The 15140-nt window shown below is 71.1% G+C and carries 18 protein-coding genes; 5 read left to right on the forward strand and 13 right to left on the reverse strand.

The window, feature by feature from the left end; translation table 11 throughout:
- The first annotated feature begins 11 nt into the window (after nucleotides 1-11).
- Genes EYW49_RS03765 through EYW49_RS03780 form a run of 4 tightly spaced genes read left to right on the forward strand, consistent with a single transcriptional unit; the run spans nucleotide 12 to nucleotide 3349 of the window.
- Nucleotides 12-1004: an ABC transporter substrate-binding protein gene (locus EYW49_RS03765; protein WP_131306353.1), complete on the forward strand. Its 993-nt coding sequence runs from the start codon at nucleotides 12-14 to the stop codon at nucleotides 1002-1004.
- A gap of 1 nt (nucleotide 1005) precedes the next feature.
- Nucleotides 1006-1797 (forward strand): ABC transporter permease, encoded by a 792-nt coding sequence (locus EYW49_RS03770; RefSeq protein ID WP_131306355.1) that lies wholly within the window; start codon nucleotides 1006-1008, stop codon nucleotides 1795-1797.
- Nucleotides 1794-2540 carry an ABC transporter ATP-binding protein gene (locus EYW49_RS03775; RefSeq protein ID WP_131306357.1) on the forward strand — a complete coding sequence of 249 codons (747 nt, stop codon included), beginning with the start codon at nucleotides 1794-1796 and terminating at the stop codon, nucleotides 2538-2540. The genes EYW49_RS03770 and EYW49_RS03775 overlap by 4 nt, the downstream gene beginning before the upstream one ends.
- 11 nt (nucleotides 2541-2551) lie before the next feature.
- Entirely contained in the window at nucleotides 2552-3349 is a 798-nt protein-coding gene (locus EYW49_RS03780; protein WP_131306359.1) for a molybdate ABC transporter substrate-binding protein, read from the forward strand.
- 62 nt (nucleotides 3350-3411) lie between these two features.
- On the opposite strand, the gene modD is transcribed toward EYW49_RS03780, so the two are convergent.
- The 6 genes from modD to EYW49_RS03810 form a co-directional block, all read right to left on the reverse strand.
- Nucleotides 3412-4263: a ModD protein gene (modD, locus tag EYW49_RS03785; protein WP_131306361.1), complete on the reverse strand. Its 852-nt coding sequence runs from the start codon at nucleotides 4261-4263 to the stop codon at nucleotides 3412-3414.
- Nucleotides 4264-4273: 10 nt separating this feature from the next.
- Nucleotides 4274-5377 carry a molybdenum ABC transporter ATP-binding protein gene (gene modC, locus EYW49_RS03790; RefSeq protein ID WP_131306363.1) on the reverse strand — a complete coding sequence of 368 codons (1104 nt, stop codon included), beginning with the start codon at nucleotides 5375-5377 and terminating at the stop codon, nucleotides 4274-4276.
- Complete coding sequence (gene modB / locus EYW49_RS03795) at nucleotides 5374-6063, reverse strand: molybdate ABC transporter permease subunit (RefSeq protein WP_131306365.1); 690 nt, start codon at nucleotides 6061-6063, stop codon at nucleotides 5374-5376. Before modB ends, modC begins: the two co-directional genes overlap by 4 nt.
- 18 nt (nucleotides 6064-6081) lie before the next feature.
- Nucleotides 6082-6876, reverse strand: a complete 795-nt coding sequence (gene modA / locus EYW49_RS03800) for a molybdate ABC transporter substrate-binding protein (RefSeq protein WP_131306366.1) — start codon at nucleotides 6874-6876, stop codon at nucleotides 6082-6084.
- A gap of 59 nt (nucleotides 6877-6935) precedes the next feature.
- Nucleotides 6936-7145: a TOBE domain-containing protein gene (locus EYW49_RS03805; protein WP_131306368.1), complete on the reverse strand. Its 210-nt coding sequence runs from the start codon at nucleotides 7143-7145 to the stop codon at nucleotides 6936-6938.
- Nucleotides 7146-7518: 373 nt separating this feature from the next.
- Entirely contained in the window at nucleotides 7519-7725 is a 207-nt protein-coding gene (locus EYW49_RS03810; protein WP_131306370.1) for a TOBE domain-containing protein, read from the reverse strand.
- A gap of 386 nt (nucleotides 7726-8111) precedes the next feature.
- Here EYW49_RS03810 and fdhD point away from each other — a divergent pair, with 386 nt between their 5' ends.
- A complete protein-coding gene (gene fdhD / locus EYW49_RS03815; RefSeq protein WP_131306373.1) occupies nucleotides 8112-8963 on the forward strand; it encodes a formate dehydrogenase accessory sulfurtransferase FdhD in 852 nt (283 codons plus the stop codon).
- Nucleotides 8964-9060: 97 nt separating this feature from the next.
- Here fdhD and moaA read toward each other — a convergent pair whose 3' ends face one another.
- From moaA to EYW49_RS03850, 7 genes are all read right to left on the reverse strand, one after another.
- Complete coding sequence (gene moaA / locus EYW49_RS03820) at nucleotides 9061-10080, reverse strand: GTP 3',8-cyclase MoaA (protein ID WP_131306375.1); 1020 nt, start codon at nucleotides 10078-10080, stop codon at nucleotides 9061-9063.
- Nucleotides 10081-10196: 116 nt separating this feature from the next.
- Entirely contained in the window at nucleotides 10197-11102 is a 906-nt protein-coding gene (locus EYW49_RS03825; protein WP_131306377.1) for a formate/nitrite transporter family protein, read from the reverse strand.
- Between the two features lie 102 nt (nucleotides 11103-11204).
- The gene (hycI, locus tag EYW49_RS03830; RefSeq protein ID WP_131306379.1) at nucleotides 11205-11663 is read right to left on the reverse strand and encodes a hydrogenase maturation peptidase HycI; all 459 of its coding nucleotides are present in this window, start codon (nucleotides 11661-11663) and stop codon (nucleotides 11205-11207) included.
- Complete coding sequence (locus tag EYW49_RS03835) at nucleotides 11660-12061, reverse strand: formate hydrogenlyase maturation HycH family protein (protein WP_131306381.1); 402 nt, start codon at nucleotides 12059-12061, stop codon at nucleotides 11660-11662. The genes hycI and EYW49_RS03835 overlap by 4 nt, the downstream gene beginning before the upstream one ends.
- Nucleotides 12058-12855 carry an NADH-quinone oxidoreductase subunit B family protein gene (locus EYW49_RS03840; RefSeq protein WP_131306383.1) on the reverse strand — a complete coding sequence of 266 codons (798 nt, stop codon included), beginning with the start codon at nucleotides 12853-12855 and terminating at the stop codon, nucleotides 12058-12060. The genes EYW49_RS03835 and EYW49_RS03840 overlap by 4 nt, the downstream gene beginning before the upstream one ends.
- A complete protein-coding gene (locus EYW49_RS03845; protein WP_131306384.1) occupies nucleotides 12855-13403 on the reverse strand; it encodes a formate hydrogenlyase complex iron-sulfur subunit in 549 nt (182 codons plus the stop codon). Before EYW49_RS03845 ends, EYW49_RS03840 begins: the two co-directional genes overlap by 1 nt.
- A 10-nt stretch (nucleotides 13404-13413) precedes the next feature.
- Complete coding sequence (locus EYW49_RS03850) at nucleotides 13414-15129, reverse strand: hydrogenase large subunit (RefSeq protein ID WP_131306386.1); 1716 nt, start codon at nucleotides 15127-15129, stop codon at nucleotides 13414-13416.
- Nucleotides 15130-15140: the final 11 nt, after the last annotated feature.

Raw genomic sequence — 15140 nt, forward strand, 5'->3', positions numbered from 1 at the left:
GAGGGTCTGCCATGCCGTCACGTCTCGATCGTCGCGCCTTTCTCCTCGGTTCCGGCGCACTGGCGCTCGGCGGTCCAGTCGCCGGCGTCGCCCGGGCCGCGCCGATGCCGGGCCTCGAGATCCTCGGCGCGCCCAACGGCTCGACCATCGTGCTGGTCGATCTGATCGAATCGGGGGCGCTCGCCGCCGCCGCCCCGGGCGCCACCTTCCGGCTGTGGCGGACCACCGACGATCTGCGCGCCGGAATCGTCTCCGGCCGGACCAAGCTGTTCTCGACGCCGACCCACGTCCCGGCCAATCTGGCGGCGCGGGGGATGCCGCTGAAGCTCTTGTGTCTGCTCGGCATGGGCCATCTGTCGGTGGTCACCGCCGACGAGACCATCCGCAGCTTCGCCGATCTCGCCGGCAAGCCGGTGCTCGGTTTCTTCCGCAACGACATGCCCGATCTGATCTTCCGCGCCATCGCCAAGATGGAGGGGATGAACCCCGACACCGACATGACCCTGACCTACGTCCAGACGCCGATGGAAGGGGCGCAGCTCTTGGCCGCGGGGCGGGCCTCGACGGCGATCCTGTCCGAACCGCCGGCGACCGCGGCGATCGTGATGGCCGGGACACAAGGACGGATCTTGCGCCGGGCCTTCGATCTGACCGAGGTCTGGGGTCGCCACAAGGCCCAGCCGCGCATTCCGATGGTCGGGCTGGCGCTGCACGCTGGCCTCCTCGACGAGGCGCCGGAACTGATCGCGGCGCTGCGGGCCGGGCTCGGCCCGGCCAAGGACCGGGTGCTGGCCGATCCGGCGGCGGCGGCGCGGCGCGCCGAGCGCAGCCTCGAGATGCGACCGATGGTGTTCGAGAAGGCGCTGCCGAAGTTCAAGATCGACGTCGTCTCGGCGCGGGCGGCCAAGGACGAGCTGATCGACTTCTACACCACCCTGCTGGAGCTCGACCCGGCGGCGCTCAGCGGACGCCTGCCGCCCGACGACTTCTACCTGGACCTGTGAGATGGCCGAGCGGACCGGCGGCGATCGGCTGTGGGGGACCTTGGGCTTGGCGGGCCTGGCGGCCGGCTGGAGCCTGATCCACACCACCGCCGGTCCCTTCGTGCTGCCGTCGCTCGCCGACACCGGGACGGCGCTGATCCGGGTGATCGCCGACGGCTCGGCGCTCGCGGGGCTGGCGCTGACCTGCCTGCATGCGGTCGGCGGGGCGGTCGCCGGGGCGGCGGTCGGGTTGGCGCTGGGGCTCGCCGGCGGGGCGGTGCGGCCGCTCGGGGCGGCGCTTGCGCCGGCCGTCACGGCGATCCTCGGGGTGCCGCCGGTCGCCTGGATCGTGCTGGCCTTCCTGTGGTTCGGCACCGGACCGGCGGCGCCGCTGTTCACGGTGGCGATCGCCACGGCGCCGCTGCTCTTCGCCGCGACGCTCGCCGGCGTGCGGGCCCGCGATCCGGCGCTGATCGAAATGGCCACGGTGTTCCGCCTGCCGCGGGCGACGCGGTTCTTCCGCCTGACGCTGCCGGAACTGGCGGTGCAGGTGGCGCCGGCGCTGTCGAGCGCCTTCGCCATGGCCTGGAAAGTGGCGCTGACCGCGGAAGTGCTCGGCGACGGCAGCGGCGTCGGCGGCCGCTTCGCGACGGCGCGGGCCCATCTCGACCTCGCCGAGGCGATGGCCTGGATCGTCCTGGTGGTGGCGGTGCTGCTGACCATCGACGCCGTGCTGTTCGGGCCGCTGCGGCGGCGGATCGATCCGGCGACGCCGGCGACGCGCGACGGCACCGACGACGGAGAGCGGCGATGAGGCTGAGCTTCGACGGGGTGACCTGGGGGGCCGAGGGCGAACCGGTGTTGGGCGGCGTCGATCTCGCGGTCGCGGCCGGCGAGTTGGTGGTGCTGGTCGGCCGTTCGGGGGTCGGCAAGTCGACGGTGTTGCGGCTCGCCGGGGGATTGACGGCGCCGAGCGGCGGACGGGTGAGGCGCGAGGCGCGGCGGGTGGCGATGGTGTTCCAGGAGCCGCGGCTGCTGCCCTGGGCGAGCGCGCTCGACAACGTCGCGCTGTCGCTGTCGGCGCTGGGGCTCGGCCGGGCGGCGGCGCGTGCGCGGGCGGCGCCGTGGCTGGCGCGGCTGGGGCTGTCTCCGCGCGATCTCGCCAAGCGCCCGGCGGCGCTCTCCGGCGGCATGCGGGCGCGGGTGGCGGTGGCCCGGGCCTTCGTGATCGAGCCCGACTTGGTGTTGCTCGACGAGCCCTTCGCGGCGCTCGATCTCGCCCTGCGCCGCGATCTCCAGGCGATCACCCGCGGGCTGGTCACCGAGACCGGCGTCGCGGCGCTGTTCGTCACCCACGATCTGCCCGAAGCGGTGCGGCTCGCCGACCGGCTGATGGTCCTCGACGGCCGCCCGGCGCGGGTGGTGGCGACGCTGGTGCAACGGCCCTGCGAGACGCTCGCCGACGTCTGGGAAGCCGCCGCGGCCCTGTCGCGCCGGCCCGAACTGGCGGCGATCGCCGGCGACGCCGCCGCCCCCCCTCGTGTTTCCCCCCGATGAGGACCCTCTCCATGAAACGTCTGTTCGCCACCCTGGCACTCGCCGCCGTGTTCGCCGCTCCGGCCCGGGCCGAAGACGTGGTGCTCTATGCCGCCGGCAGTCTCAGCGGCGCCTTCGGCGAGGTGGCCGCGACCTTCACCGCGGCGACCGGGGTCGCGGTGAAGGCCGCCTTCGGGCCGTCCGGCCTGATGCGCGAGCGGATCGAGGCGGGCGAGGGCGCCCATCTCCTGGCCTCGGCCGACATGGGGCATCCGCGCCGGTTGGTCGCCGAGGGCCGCGCCGAGGGGGTGATCCGCTTCACCGGCAATCGGCTCTGCGCGATGGCGCCGCCGGCGGTCGGCCTGACCGCCGACAATCTCCTCGACAAGGCGCTCGATCCGCAGCTGCGGCTCGGCACGTCGACGCCCAAGGCCGATCCGGCCGGCGACTACGCCTGGGCGATGTTCGAGCGGGCCGAGAGCCTGCGGCCGGGCGCGGAAGCGGCGCTGAAGGCCAAGGCGCGGCAACTGGTCGGCGGGCCGACTTCGGAGAAGATCCCGGCCGGCAAGAGCGCCGTACCCTACATGTTCGAGACCGGCCGGGCCGATCTGTTCGTGGCCTATTGCACCACCGGCAAGGCGGCGGCCGATGCCGGTGTGGCGCTGACCCTGGTCGAGTTGCCGCCGGCGCTGGCCCAGACCGCCGACTATGGGCTGGTGGTGCTGAAGGGCGCGCCGCGCGACGCCGATCGTTTCGCGCTGTTCCTGCTGTCGGAGTCCGGCCAGGCGGTGCTCGGCAAGTGGGGCTTCGCGGTGACCACGGCGCGCTGAGGCGTCGCCGCCCGGGCGCCGGACCGACATCGATCGCGGGTCCGGCGCGAGCCGGGCCTCGATCAATCGTCCGGCGTCAGCCGCACCTGGACGTCGCGGGGACGGGCGCCGTAGGGCCACGACGTGACGATCATGTCGGCGCCGGCGGCGACGTGGGCGGCGGCGTTGTCGGGACCGATGCCGCCGGCCGCGGCGAGAACCGGGCGGGGATGGCGATCGGCGAGGAGCGCCACCGTGCGGGCGATCTCGGCCGGGGCGAACTTTTCCAGTTGGATCACGTCGAACCCGGCGGCCGCGGCGCTCGCCGCCTCTTCCGGGCTCGCCACTTCGATCACCAGCTTCTTCTCCGGCGCGACCCGGCGCAATCGCGCGGCCATCTCGGCGAGCGGTACGTCGGGCAGGAAGCGGCGGTGTTCCTCGAACACCAGCACCGTCTCCGACAGGCCGAGGCGATGGGGGATGCAGCCGCCGGCGACGATCGCCCCGATCTGCAGGCGGCGGGCGCCGGCGAGCGTCTTGCGGGTACAGGCGACCGGCACGACGCGGCCGCCGCGGGCCGCCGCTTCGACCAGCGCATGGGCCGCCGAGGCGATGCCGGAGAGGATCTCGAGGGTCGTCTGGGCCTGTTTCCAGGCGCGATGCAGCGCGCCGGCGGGGCCGCGGGCGGACAGCAGCGGCGTGCCGCGCGGCACCGGATCGCCGTCGGCGACCAGGACCTCGGCGTCGCCACCGGCGACCTCGACGAGGCCGCGGGCGATGCGGATGCCGGCGACCACCAGGTCGGCGCGGGCGAAGAAGTCGATGCGGGCCGGGCGGTGGCCGAGCCCCAGGCCGGCGGTGGTGAGGTCGCCCCAAGGGGCGTCCTCGGCGAGCAGAGCCTCGAGTTCGCTGCGGTTCAGGTCGAGATCGACCATGGCGGTTCCTTCACGCGCGGGGGACGCCGGCGACGCCGCGTTCGTCGATCGACACCGCCTTGACCAGGGCGGTGACCGATTGGCCGACCGCCAATTGCATCGCGTCGACGGCGAGGCGGGTCAAGTAGGCGTAGAGCCGCTCGCCGCCGGCGAGGTCGAGGGCGACCAGGGCGAAGGGGCCGTCGACGTCGCTGGTGATCGCGGCGATGCGGCCGGCGAGCGTGGTGCGCACACTGGTCGCGCCGTCGGGGAGGCGGCCGAGCGCCACGTCGGTGGCGTGGACGACGACGCGCACGGTCATGCCGACCGAGGCCATCAGCCGCGGCACGACGATCGAGCCGGCGGCATGCGCGATGGTCGAGACGCCATGGGCAGGATCGAGCGCGGCGACCTTGCCCGACAGCACCGAGACGGCGCCGAAGCGATCGCCGGCATGGGCCAGGGTGGTCGGGGCGAGCACCTCGGCGGCGCCGCCGATCGCCGCGACGTGGCCGGCGTCGAGGCGCACCACGGTCGAGGCGAGGCGGACGACCTCTTCGACGGCATGGCTGACGTAGAGGATCGGAATCGCGAATTCGTCGCGCAGGCGCTCGACGAAGGGCAGGATCTCGCGCTTGCGCTCCTCGTCGAGGGAGGCCAGCGGCTCGTCCATCAGCAGCAGGTCGGGCGACATCAGGAGCGCCCGGCCGATCGCCACCCGCTGTTTCTCGCCGCCCGACAGGGTCGCCGGGAAACGGCCGAGCAGGTGGTCGATGCCGAGCACCTGGACCACGGCGTCGCGCGATACGGCGCGGTCGGCCGGTCTCGTGAAGAAGCGGCCGTAGGCGAGGTTGGTGGCGACGCGGAGATGGGGGAACAGCTGCGCGTCCTGGAAGACGAGCCCGATGCGGCGGCGGTGGGGCGGCACGAAGACACCGCGCTCGGTGTCGACCAGCACCCGGTCGCCGAGGACGATGCGGCCGCGGTCCGGGCGCTCGAGCCCGGCGACGAGGCGGATCACCGTGGTCTTGCCGCAGCCCGAGGGCCCGAACAGGGCGGTGACGCCGCCGTCGCCGGCGAAGGCCACGTCGAGGCGGAAGGCGTTGCGCGCCAGCTCGACCCGCACGTCGATCATCGCCGGCCTCCGTCGCGCCCGGCCCGGCGCACCGACAATTCCGACAGGATCAGCGCGGCGAAGGCGATGGCGGCGGCGACCAGCGACAGTTTGAGCGCGCCGAGATCGCCGCCGGGGGTCTGGGTGTAGCTGTAGATCGCCGCGGGGATGGTCTGGGTCTGGCCGGGGATGTTGGAGACGAAGGTGATGGTCGCGCCGAATTCGCCGAGCGCCTTGGCGAAGGCCAGCACCGCGCCGGCGACGATGCCGCGCGCGGCGAGCGGCAGGGAGACGGTGGCGAAGACCCACAGGGGCGGCGCGCCGAGGGTGGCGGCGGCCTGTTCGATGCGGTCGTCGATCGCCTCGAAGGACAGACGGATCGCCCGGACCATCAGCGGGAAGCCCATGACCCCGGCGGCCAGCGCCGCGCCGGTCCAGCGGAAGGAGAAGACGATGCCGAAATGTTCGGCGAGCGCCGCGCCGAACACGCCGCGCCGGCCGAACAGGATCAGCAGGGCATAGCCGGTGACCACCGGCGGCAGCACCAGCGGCAGATGCACCAAGCCGTCGATCAGCGCCTTGCCGGGGAAACGGCCGCGCGCCAGGAGCCAGGCGACGGCGACGGCGAGGGGCAGCGCACCGAGGGTGGCGATCGTGCCGACCTTCAGCGACAGACCGATCGCCGTCCATTCTTCGGGAGAAAACACGCCGAATTCGCCTCCGCCTCACGGCTTCAGAATCGTGAAGCCTTGGTCGACGAAGATCTTGGCGGCTTCCGGCCCTTTGAGGAAGGCGAGATAAGCGGCGGCGTCGGGGCTGGTCGAGTCCTTGGTGATCGCCACCGGATAGACGATCGGCGGATGGCTGTCCGTCGGGAAGGTGCCGACCACCGTGACCTTGGGCTCGGACTTGGCGTCGGTCGCATAGACGATGCCGTAGCGGGCCTCGCCGCGGGCGACCAGCGACAGGGCGGCGCGGACGTTGTCGGTGCCGGCGATCTTCGGCTGGACTTCGGCCCACAATCCGAGCTTCTCCAGCGCCGCCTTGGCGTATTTGCCGACCGGTACCGAGGCGATGTCGCCGGTGGCGAGCTTGCCGTCGCCGATCTTGGCGGCGAGCGGTGCGCCGGGGGCGAGGGTGAGGGTCTCGGGCTGCGACAGGGGGGCGATCAGCACCAGGGCGTTGCCGAGCAGATCGACGCGGGTCTCCGGCCGGATCAGACCCTTCGCCGCGACATAGTCCATCCACGGGATGTCGGCGGAGACGAACAGGTCGGCGGGCGCGCCCTGCTCGATCTGCTTGGCGAGCGCCGACGACGCGGCATAGGACACGGTGACCGACTTGCCGGTCGCTTTGGTGTAGAGGGCGTCGATCTCGTCGAGGGCGGTCTTCATGCTGGCTGCGGCGAAGACGGTCGGGCCGGCGGTCTCGGCGGCGACCGGGGCGGTCGGGACGGCCAGGGCGAGGCCGGTGGCGAGCGCCAGGGCGGCGAGACGGCGGAGCGGAGCGGCGGCGAACATCAGAGCACTCTCCTCGGTGGGATCGCGGGGCGCGCGCACGGCGCCCCGGGGGACGGCGGTCAGTCGATGGCGATCATCACGTCGGAGGCCTTGATCACCGCGGCGACCGCCATGCCGACCCGCAGGTCGAGATCGTCGACGGCCTCGGTGGTGATCGACGCGGTGAGGATCCGCCCGGGGGCGACCTCGACCACGACATGGGCGGTGGTGGCGCCGCGGGTGACTTTCAGGATCGTGCCGGACAGAATGTTGCGTGCGGAAAATCTCATGCCCGGCCCTTTCTGGTCGCCACAGACGGGGACCCGAAGATCACCGCAGCCGCTGCGTGTCCACGTGACGAAGGTCGCGTCGATACGACCCGTCGCGACGAAATCTCGGGGTCACTCTAGCCGAAGGACAGAGCATCCTGTAGCGCAAATATACAGCGCTCGGGCAAAAACGAAGCGCCGTCGCTCGGCGTGACCTGGAAACGGTATCAGGGTTGCTTGGCGGTCGCTGCACGACGGAGGGGCGGGGGAGGTGCGGCTTCGCGCCATCGGCGCGGTCGGGCCGCGGCGCGCGCCGGGGGGCGGCGCGGGGCTCGGCCGTCGATGCGCCGGCCGGGTGACGGCGGGCCCGCGACGCGCGCGAGCCCGCGGCCGATCAGGCGACGGCGATCAGCACGTCGGAGGCCTTGACGATGGCGGTGGCGGTGCCGCCGACCACTAGGCCGAGGTCGTCGACCGCTTCGTTGGTGATCGAAGCGGTGATCTTGATGCCGGCGACGTCGAGGGTGACGTGGGCGGTGGTGGCGCCCTTCTTGATGGCGACGATGGTGCCGGGCAGCGCGTTGCGGGCGGAGATCTTCATGGGTGCGATCCTTCTTGCGGGAGGGGAGGTCAGGGTGTTCGGTGCGGGACGGCGTCGAATTCCCGAGCGGCCGGACCCTCGATTCGTACGATAGGAGCGGGCGTCCGGCAACACGTGTCGTCTTCGCCGTCGTTGCGGCCGCTCCGGACCGTACGACGGGACCTGCGCGACACGGTTCACGGCATCGCGACGGCGGGTTGCCGGCCGAGACGGGCCGGCGGCTCGGGTGATAATCAAAATCGATCGGTCGATACGATAATACTATTATAGAAGCGGTCGATAAATACGCTCTGATTTTGGTTGGTCCGGCGTTTATACTGATTGCATCTTTCGGCAAATCTCGGCATGGATGAGCCGGCGGATCGCCCGCCCCTCGGAGAACCGCCGTGACCGAACCCTCGTCCTCGCCGTCCGTTCCGCTGCCGACCCCGGAGGCGATCCGTTCGCTCGGGGCTCGGCGGATCACCGCGGGCGGGGTGGCGCAGCGCGCCGAAGCGATCGCCGCGGAAGTGCCGGTGGCGCTGATCTACAACGGCCAATCCTTCGCGGTGATGCTGGCGACCCCCGCCGATCTCGAGGATTTCGCCCGCGGCTTCTCGGTGACCGAGGCGGTGGTCGGCGCGGCCGCCGACATACGGGCGATCGAGGTGCGGGCGGTCGACCGCGGCATCGAACTGCGCGTGACCATCGACGACTATTGGGCGCTGGCGCTCGCCGCCCGGCGACGCAGTCTCGCCGGGCGCAGCGGCTGCGGCCTGTGCGGCGTCGACACCTTCGCCGAGGCCCTGCGGCCGGTGGCGCGGGTCGCGTCGCGCTTCACCGTCGGCCCCGCGGCGCTGCGGAAGGCGATCGCCGACATGCCGGCGCATCAGACGATCAACGCCCAGGTCGGGGCGGTGCACGGCGCCGCCTTCGTCGGGGCCGACGGATCGATCCGCGCGCTGCGCGAGGACATCGGCCGGCACAATGCGCTCGACAAGCTGATCGGCGCGGTGATCGACGACGACGTGGGGCGCGGCGACGGCTTCGTCCTGGTGTCGAGCCGCTGTTCCTACGAAATGGTCCACAAGACCGCAGTCGCCGGGATCCCGCTGATCGCCGCGGTGTCGGCGCCGACCTCGCTGGCGATCGAGCTCGCCGAGAAGGTCGGCGTGACCCTGGTCGGCTTCGCCCGCGAAGGCCGCTTCACGGTCTATGCCGGCGGCGAGCGCATCGCTCCCGAGACGCCGGCGGCCTGACGCCGCTCGGCCCGCACGACCATCGCTCCCGAATCCGAACGGCGCCCGAGCTTCCGCTCCGGCGCCGTCTTCGTGTCCCGTCGTGGGGAGCGGCGGCTCAGCCGCCGGTGAGGTTCATGCCGCGGGCGACCGCGGCGAAGGGCGCATGGGCGAAGTCGTGGCCCTGGGGCTTGCGGGCGATCGCCGCGTCGATCGCCGCGGAAAGCGCCGCGTCGCCTTCGCTTCCCCGCAACACGGCGCGCAGGTCGACCGCGGATTCGCGGCCGAGGCACAGCGTCAGGCGGCCGTCGCAGGTGATGCGGACGCGGTTGCACTCGCCGCAGAAGCCGTGGCTGAGCGGGGTGATGAAGGCGATGCGGCCGCCGGTCTCGCGGACCCGGACGTAGCGCGCCGGGCCGCCGCTGCGCTCCGGCAGGTCGATCAGCGTGAAGCGCCGCTCGAGGTCGGCGCGGACCCGATCGAGGGTCAGGTGGCGGGCGGCGCGGTCGCCACCGATGCGGCCGATCGGCATGGTCTCGATCAGCGCGAGGTCCATGCCGCCGTCGTGGGCGAAGGCGAGGAGATCGTCGATGGCGCCGTCGTTGACGCCGGTCTGGACCACGGCGTTGATCTTGACCGCGAGCCCGGCGGCGCGCGCCGCGGCGATGCCGGCGAGCACCTCGGCGAGGTCGCCGCGGCGGGTGACGTCGGCGAATCGGGCGGGATCGAGGGTGTCGAGCGAGACGTTGACCCGGCGCAGGCCGGCGGCGGCGAGATCGCCGGCGAAGCGGTCGAGCAGCGAGCCGTTGGTGGTCATGGTGATCTCGTCGAGGCCGCCGCCGTCGAGATGGCGGGCGAGGCCTGCGACCAGACCGACGATGCCGCGGCGGGCGAGCGGTTCGCCGCCGGTCAGCCGCACCCGGCGGATGCCGCGGCGCACGAAGGCGGAGATCAGGCGGTCGAGTTCGTCGAGATCGAGCACCTCGGCCTTGGGCAGAAAGGTCGGATGGTCGCCCATGCAATAGGTGCAGCGATAGTTGCAGCGATCGGTCACCGAGACCCGGAGATAGTCGATGTGGCGCCCGAAGGGATCGACCAGGGCGGGGCGGTCGGCGACGACGGCACGATGATGCGACATGGGCACTCGCAGGACTGGAGGAGGTCGCGGACGCGGAGATGGGGGCCCGCGAACCGGCGCGTCGGGGCGTCGGTTCGCGGGATCGCGAGCGGCCGGGCGGACCCGGCCGCCGGCGGTCACTCGGCGGGGGCGCGCCGGCCGACCTCGCCCTGCGGGTTCGGCAGCGGATGCAGGCCGCCCAGAGCCTTGCGGTAGATGATCCAGTAGACGAGGCCGACCCCGCCGGCGCCGCCGACGATGTTGCCGAGCGTCGCCGGGATCAGGTTGTGGACGATGCCGGAGAGGGTGATCGCCGAGACGTCGAGGCCGGCCGGGACATGGCCGGTTTCGACCAGGACGTAGGCGAGCGGCAGGAAATACATGTTGGCGACGCAGTGTTCGAAGCCGGCGGCGACGAAGGCGGCGACCGGCAGGACCATGCCTGCCATCTTGTCGGCGACCGAGCGGCCGGCGTAGGCGAGCCACACGCCGAGGCAGACCAGGATGTTGCAGAGAATGCCCTTGAAGAAGATCGTCACCGTGTCGGGGGTGATCTTGCTGATCGCCAGCTTCAGCACCGCCGCGCCGACGGCACCGCCGTTCATCTCGGTGTGATGGGCCATGAACACCATGACCACCATCGCCAGGGCGCCGACCAGGTTGCCCAGCCAGATCACCGTCCAGTTCCGCAGCACTTCGCCGGTGCGGATCTGGCGGTTGATCCAGGCCATGACGATCAGGCAGTTGCCGGTGAACAGCTCGGCGCCGCCGATCATCACCAGGGCGAGGCCGAGGGCGAAGACGATGCCGCCGAACAGGCGCTGGAAGGCGAAGCCGAGGGTGGCATCGGCGAGGATGATCACGAAGAACATGCCGCCGAGCGCGATCGAGCCGCCGGCGACCACCGCCAGCATGAAGCTGGCGAGGAACGGCATGCGCGCCTTCTTGACGCCGAGCTTCTCGACCTTCTCCTGAATTTCTGCGGGCGAATAGGCGTCCGATCCGAACATTTCGGACTTTTGCGACGCATCCTTCTCAGCCATGGGACGTCTCCTGATGAAGCGGATTCCGGATCGGGTTCTGGTGGGGCTCCATCCCGGGAATCCGGCCGGGTGGGGCCTCGGTAAGGTCGTGGGCGCCGCGCGTCAGGCGACGGCGGCGATGCCGGCGAGGCCGCGGCCGTCGACGAAGCGACGGTGGAGGTCGTCGACCGCGGCGCGGACCGGCGGCGTCATGGTCTCCCAGAAGGCGACCCGGGCCGGCTGGATGCCGACGAAGATCACTTCCGGAATGGTCTCGCGCAGCGAGGCGACCAGCACGTCGAGCGGGATCGCGTGGGTGGTGATCAGGAACTGCGCGGCGACGAGGGTCTCGTCGATGATGCGGATCTCGCCGGGGGCGAGCCCCATGTCGGCGGCGTCGACCAGCACCACCCGGTCGGGGGCGGCGCGGCGCACCGCGTGGACGACGTTCTCGGGGGCCGAACCGCCGTCGATCGCCTCCCAATCGAGAGCCGGCTCGCTCTCCAGGCGCTCGGCCAGCAGCGGCCCGGCGCCGTCGTCGCCCATCAGGGCATTGCCGACGGTGAACACCACGCCGCTCATGACAGCCTCCGCGCCATCAGATAGATCGCCGGCTCGCGATCGATCGCCGCCAGCGACTGCGACAACTCGCCGAGCCAGGTCGCCGTCTCGTCGTCGAGGTCGTCGCGGACGGTATCGATCGCCCGGCCGATCATCTCGGTGTGGCTGCGGTCGATGGTGATCTCGCCGAAGCGGTGGAGCCCTTCGAACTTGCGGCGGGCCTCGCCCTCGGGCAGCACGGCGATCAGCCGGTCGTAGAAGTCCGCGGAGCAGCGCAGCACCGGCTTGAAACAGTCGAACACGCCGACGTGGTGGCCGATCGCCAGGGAGTAATAGACCACCTCGCGGGCGTCCTCGGGCACGTCGGTGGCGCGCTCGAGGAACTTGGCGTTGAGGCGGTAGAACACCACGCCGGTCATGAGGCCGCCCCCGCCATCGCCGCGGTCACCACGCCCTTCAGGCGCTCGAGGATCTCGAGGGTGCGCGGATCGTTCTCCAGGCCGGCATGGCGAGCCATCCGCTCGGACAGCGTGCCGGTGCCGGCAGTGCCGAGCAGGGTCAGGAAAAGTTCGGCGATGTCGCCGCCCTGGCGATAGCCGGCCATGCGGCGGGCCTCGCGTTCGATCAGGACGCGCAGATTGTAGGGGACGTTCGGGTGGGCGATCGCCACCCGCTCGTCGGCGCCCTCGACATGGGTCTCGGCCTTGAGCTTCTGGCCGAGCAGGCCGAGGGCCACGGCGAAGCCGTAGATCGTCGCCGCCGGGGTCGGCGGGCAGCCCGGGATGTAGACGTCGACCGGCACGATCTTGTCGGTGCCGCCCCACACGCAATAGAGGTCGTGGAAGATGCCGCCGGAGCAACCGCAGGCGCCGTAGGAGACGACGATCTTGGGGTCGGGGGCGGCTTCGTAGGCGCGCACCGCCGGCATCCGCATCGCCCGGGTGACCGCGCCGGTGAACAGCAGAATGTCGGCGTGGCGCGGCGAGGCGACGACCTTGATGCCGAAGCGTTCGGCGTCGAAGATCGGGGTGATGGCGGCGAAGATCTCGATCTCGCAACCGTTGCAGCCGCCGCAATCGACCCGGTAGACGTAGGCCGAGCGTTGGATGTCCTTGAGCAGCGCCCCCTTCATGCTGGCGATGTCGGCGGGGGTGTCGATCCGGGTGATGCCGGAGGTCGGCCGGAAGGCGTCGGTGGTCGGCGTGCGGGACATCAGCGGGTCTCCTCCGGCTGGCGGTCGAAGCGGAGCGCGGCGACGGTGGCGACGTCCCGGGCCCGTTTACAGGCCGGGCAGGTCGCGACGCTGCGGCGGCGGCGGGCGGCTTCGTTCGCCGACGGTGCCGTCTTGTCGATCAGATCCTGGACGTAGGCGACCTCTTTGGCGGCGGCGAAGGGTTCGTCGCAGGCCTCGCACCGGGCGAGGCGGAACACCGCCTGACGGGTCAGGTCGGCCTTGGTGGTCACGGCGAGTTCGAAGTCGGTCGACAGACGGATCGCGTCGGTCGGGCAGACCTCCTCGCAGCGGGCGCAAAAGATGCAGCGCCCGTAGTCGATCGACCAGGTGCGGGTGCCGGCGTCGGTGTCGGTGGCCATGGCGATGGCGTTGGGCGGACAGGCGACGGTGCAGGCGGCGCAGGCGATGCACTGTTCCGGGTCGTGTTCCGGCTTGCCGCGGAAGTCCTTCTCCACGTGCAGTGGAGCGAAAGGATACTTCACCGTGGCTTCGCCGGTGCGGAAGATTTCCTTCAGGAGCTTGAACATTCGCGCATCCTCACTTCAGCGGCGAGTCGGTACGGTCGCGGCAATAGCGTTCCATCTCCTTGTAGGGGACGGTCTTCTGTGTCGCCTTCTTGACGTCGACGACGGTCACGCGATCGGTGCAGGAGTAACAGGGGTCGATCGAGGCGACGATCAGCGGCGCGTCGGAGACCGTGTTGCCGCGCAGCATGTAGCGCAGCACCGGCCAGTTGGCGTAGGTCGAGGCGCGGCAGCGCCAGCGCCAGAGCTTCTGGTTGTCGCCGGTCATCGACCAGTGGATGTCCTCGCCGCGCGGCGCCTCCGTGAAGCCGAGGGCGAACTTGTAGGGCTGGTAGGTGAAGTCCTCGGTGAGGATCGGCCCGGCCGGGGTGTTCTCCAGCGCCTGCTCGATGATCGACAGGCTGTCGAAGAACTCGGCGACGCGCACCAGGGTGCGCGAGAGGACGTCACAGCCCTCACCGACGTTGATGCCGAGATCGACCAGTCCGTAGCCGGCGAAGGGATGCAGCACCCGGGTGTCGCGCTTGTGGCCCGAGCCGCGGACCAGCGGGCCGACCGGCGAATAGTCGCGGGCGATCTGCGGATCGAGGATGCCGACGCCCTTGACGCGGCCGTCGACGTTGGCGGTCGACAGCAGCATCTCGACGAGCCGGCCGACCTCGACGCGCAGCTCGCCGATGAGCTGGAGCGTGCGGGTCCGCTGTTCGCCGAGGATGTCGCGCCGCACGCCGCCGATCAGGTTGATCGCATAGGTCTTGCGGCTGCCGGTGAGCATTTCGGCGAGCGTCATCGACTTCTCGCGGACCCGGAAGAACTGCATGAAGCCGGTATCGAAGCCGACGAAGTGGCAGGCCAGCCCGAGGTTGAGGAGATGGCTGTGCAGCCGCTCGGTCTCGAGCAGGATGGTGCGGATCGCCTGGGCGCGTTGCGGTACGACGATGCCCAGCGCGTTCTCGACCGAGTTGGTGTAGGCGACCGAATGGGCGTAGCCGCAGATGCCGCAGACGCGGTCGGCGAGGAAGGTGACCTCGTCGTAGCCCATGCGGGTCTCGGCGATCTTCTCCATGCCGCGGTGGACGTAGAACATCCGGTAGTCGGCGTCGATGATGTCCTCACCGTCGACGAACAGGCGGAAATGGCCGGGTTCGTCGGAGGTGATGTGCAGCGGCCCGAGCGGGATGACCGTGGTCTCCTGCTTGGAATCGTTGACGAAGGTGTAGGTCTCGTCGTCGCCGACCGGGTCCGGGCGCAGCCGGTAGTCCATGGCGTCCTTGCGCAGCGGATGGAGATCGGCCGGCCAGTCGTCGGGCAGCACCAAGCGGCGCTCGTCGGGCAGGCCGATCGGCTTCAGGCCGAACATGTCGCGGACTTCGCGCTCGCCCCAGACGCAGGCCGGGACCTTCGGCGTGACCGACGGGAACTCCTCCTTGCCTTCCGGCACGGCGGCGTGGACGACGACGTAGCCCTTCTCCTCGCCCTCCATCGACAGGACGTAGTAGAGGCCGAAGCTGCCGTTGAGCTTGCGCTCGTCGTTGCCGACCACCACCGACAGCCAGCCTTCGCGCTGGTAGTAGAGATAGGCGACGGCTTCCGGCAGTTGGTTCAGTTTGACCGTGATGGTCAGCTGGGTGTCGGTCTGCCAGGCTTCGTCGAGCACGGCGTGGGGCAGGGCCGCCTTGAGGGCCGCGAGGTGCGTGGCGCCGACCCGGATCTTGGACATGACGTTCATGGAAGTTGTCT

It is taken from the genome of Siculibacillus lacustris (genome assembly GCF_004328075.1).
In the GTDB taxonomy this organism is placed as follows: Bacteria; Pseudomonadota; Alphaproteobacteria; order Rhizobiales; family Ancalomicrobiaceae; genus Siculibacillus; species Siculibacillus lacustris.

What these genes read in the sequence shown, in the direction of transcription:
- EYW49_RS03765 (WP_131306353.1), top strand. Translation starts at nt 12, where the DNA reads ATGCCGTCACGTCTCGATCGTCGCGCCTTTCTCCTCGGTTCCGGCGCA.
- EYW49_RS03770 (WP_131306355.1), top strand. Translation starts at nt 1,006, where the DNA reads ATGGCCGAGCGGACCGGCGGCGATCGGCTGTGGGGGACCTTGGGCTTG.
- EYW49_RS03775 (WP_131306357.1), top strand. Translation starts at nt 1,794, where the DNA reads ATGAGGCTGAGCTTCGACGGGGTGACCTGGGGGGCCGAGGGCGAACCG.
- EYW49_RS03780 (WP_131306359.1), top strand. Translation starts at nt 2,552, where the DNA reads ATGAAACGTCTGTTCGCCACCCTGGCACTCGCCGCCGTGTTCGCCGCT.
- modD (WP_131306361.1), bottom strand. Translation starts at nt 4,263, where the DNA reads ATGGTCGATCTCGACCTGAACCGCAGCGAACTCGAGGCTCTGCTCGCC.
- modC (WP_131306363.1), bottom strand. Translation starts at nt 5,377, where the DNA reads ATGATCGACGTGCGGGTCGAGCTGGCGCGCAACGCCTTCCGCCTCGAC.
- modA (WP_131306366.1), bottom strand. Translation starts at nt 6,876, where the DNA reads ATGTTCGCCGCCGCTCCGCTCCGCCGTCTCGCCGCCCTGGCGCTCGCC.
- EYW49_RS03805 (WP_131306368.1), bottom strand. Translation starts at nt 7,145, where the DNA reads ATGAGATTTTCCGCACGCAACATTCTGTCCGGCACGATCCTGAAAGTC.
- EYW49_RS03810 (WP_131306370.1), bottom strand. Translation starts at nt 7,725, where the DNA reads ATGAAGATCTCCGCCCGCAACGCGCTGCCCGGCACCATCGTCGCCATC.
- moaA (WP_131306375.1), bottom strand. Translation starts at nt 10,080, where the DNA reads ATGTCGCATCATCGTGCCGTCGTCGCCGACCGCCCCGCCCTGGTCGAT.
- EYW49_RS03825 (WP_131306377.1), bottom strand. Translation starts at nt 11,102, where the DNA reads ATGGCTGAGAAGGATGCGTCGCAAAAGTCCGAAATGTTCGGATCGGAC.
- hycI (WP_131306379.1), bottom strand. Translation starts at nt 11,663, where the DNA reads ATGAGCGGCGTGGTGTTCACCGTCGGCAATGCCCTGATGGGCGACGAC.
- EYW49_RS03835 (WP_131306381.1), bottom strand. Translation starts at nt 12,061, where the DNA reads ATGACCGGCGTGGTGTTCTACCGCCTCAACGCCAAGTTCCTCGAGCGC.
- EYW49_RS03840 (WP_131306383.1), bottom strand. Translation starts at nt 12,855, where the DNA reads ATGTCCCGCACGCCGACCACCGACGCCTTCCGGCCGACCTCCGGCATC.
- EYW49_RS03845 (WP_131306384.1), bottom strand. Translation starts at nt 13,403, where the DNA reads ATGTTCAAGCTCCTGAAGGAAATCTTCCGCACCGGCGAAGCCACGGTG.
- EYW49_RS03850 (WP_131306386.1), bottom strand. Translation starts at nt 15,129, where the DNA reads ATGAACGTCATGTCCAAGATCCGGGTCGGCGCCACGCACCTCGCGGCC.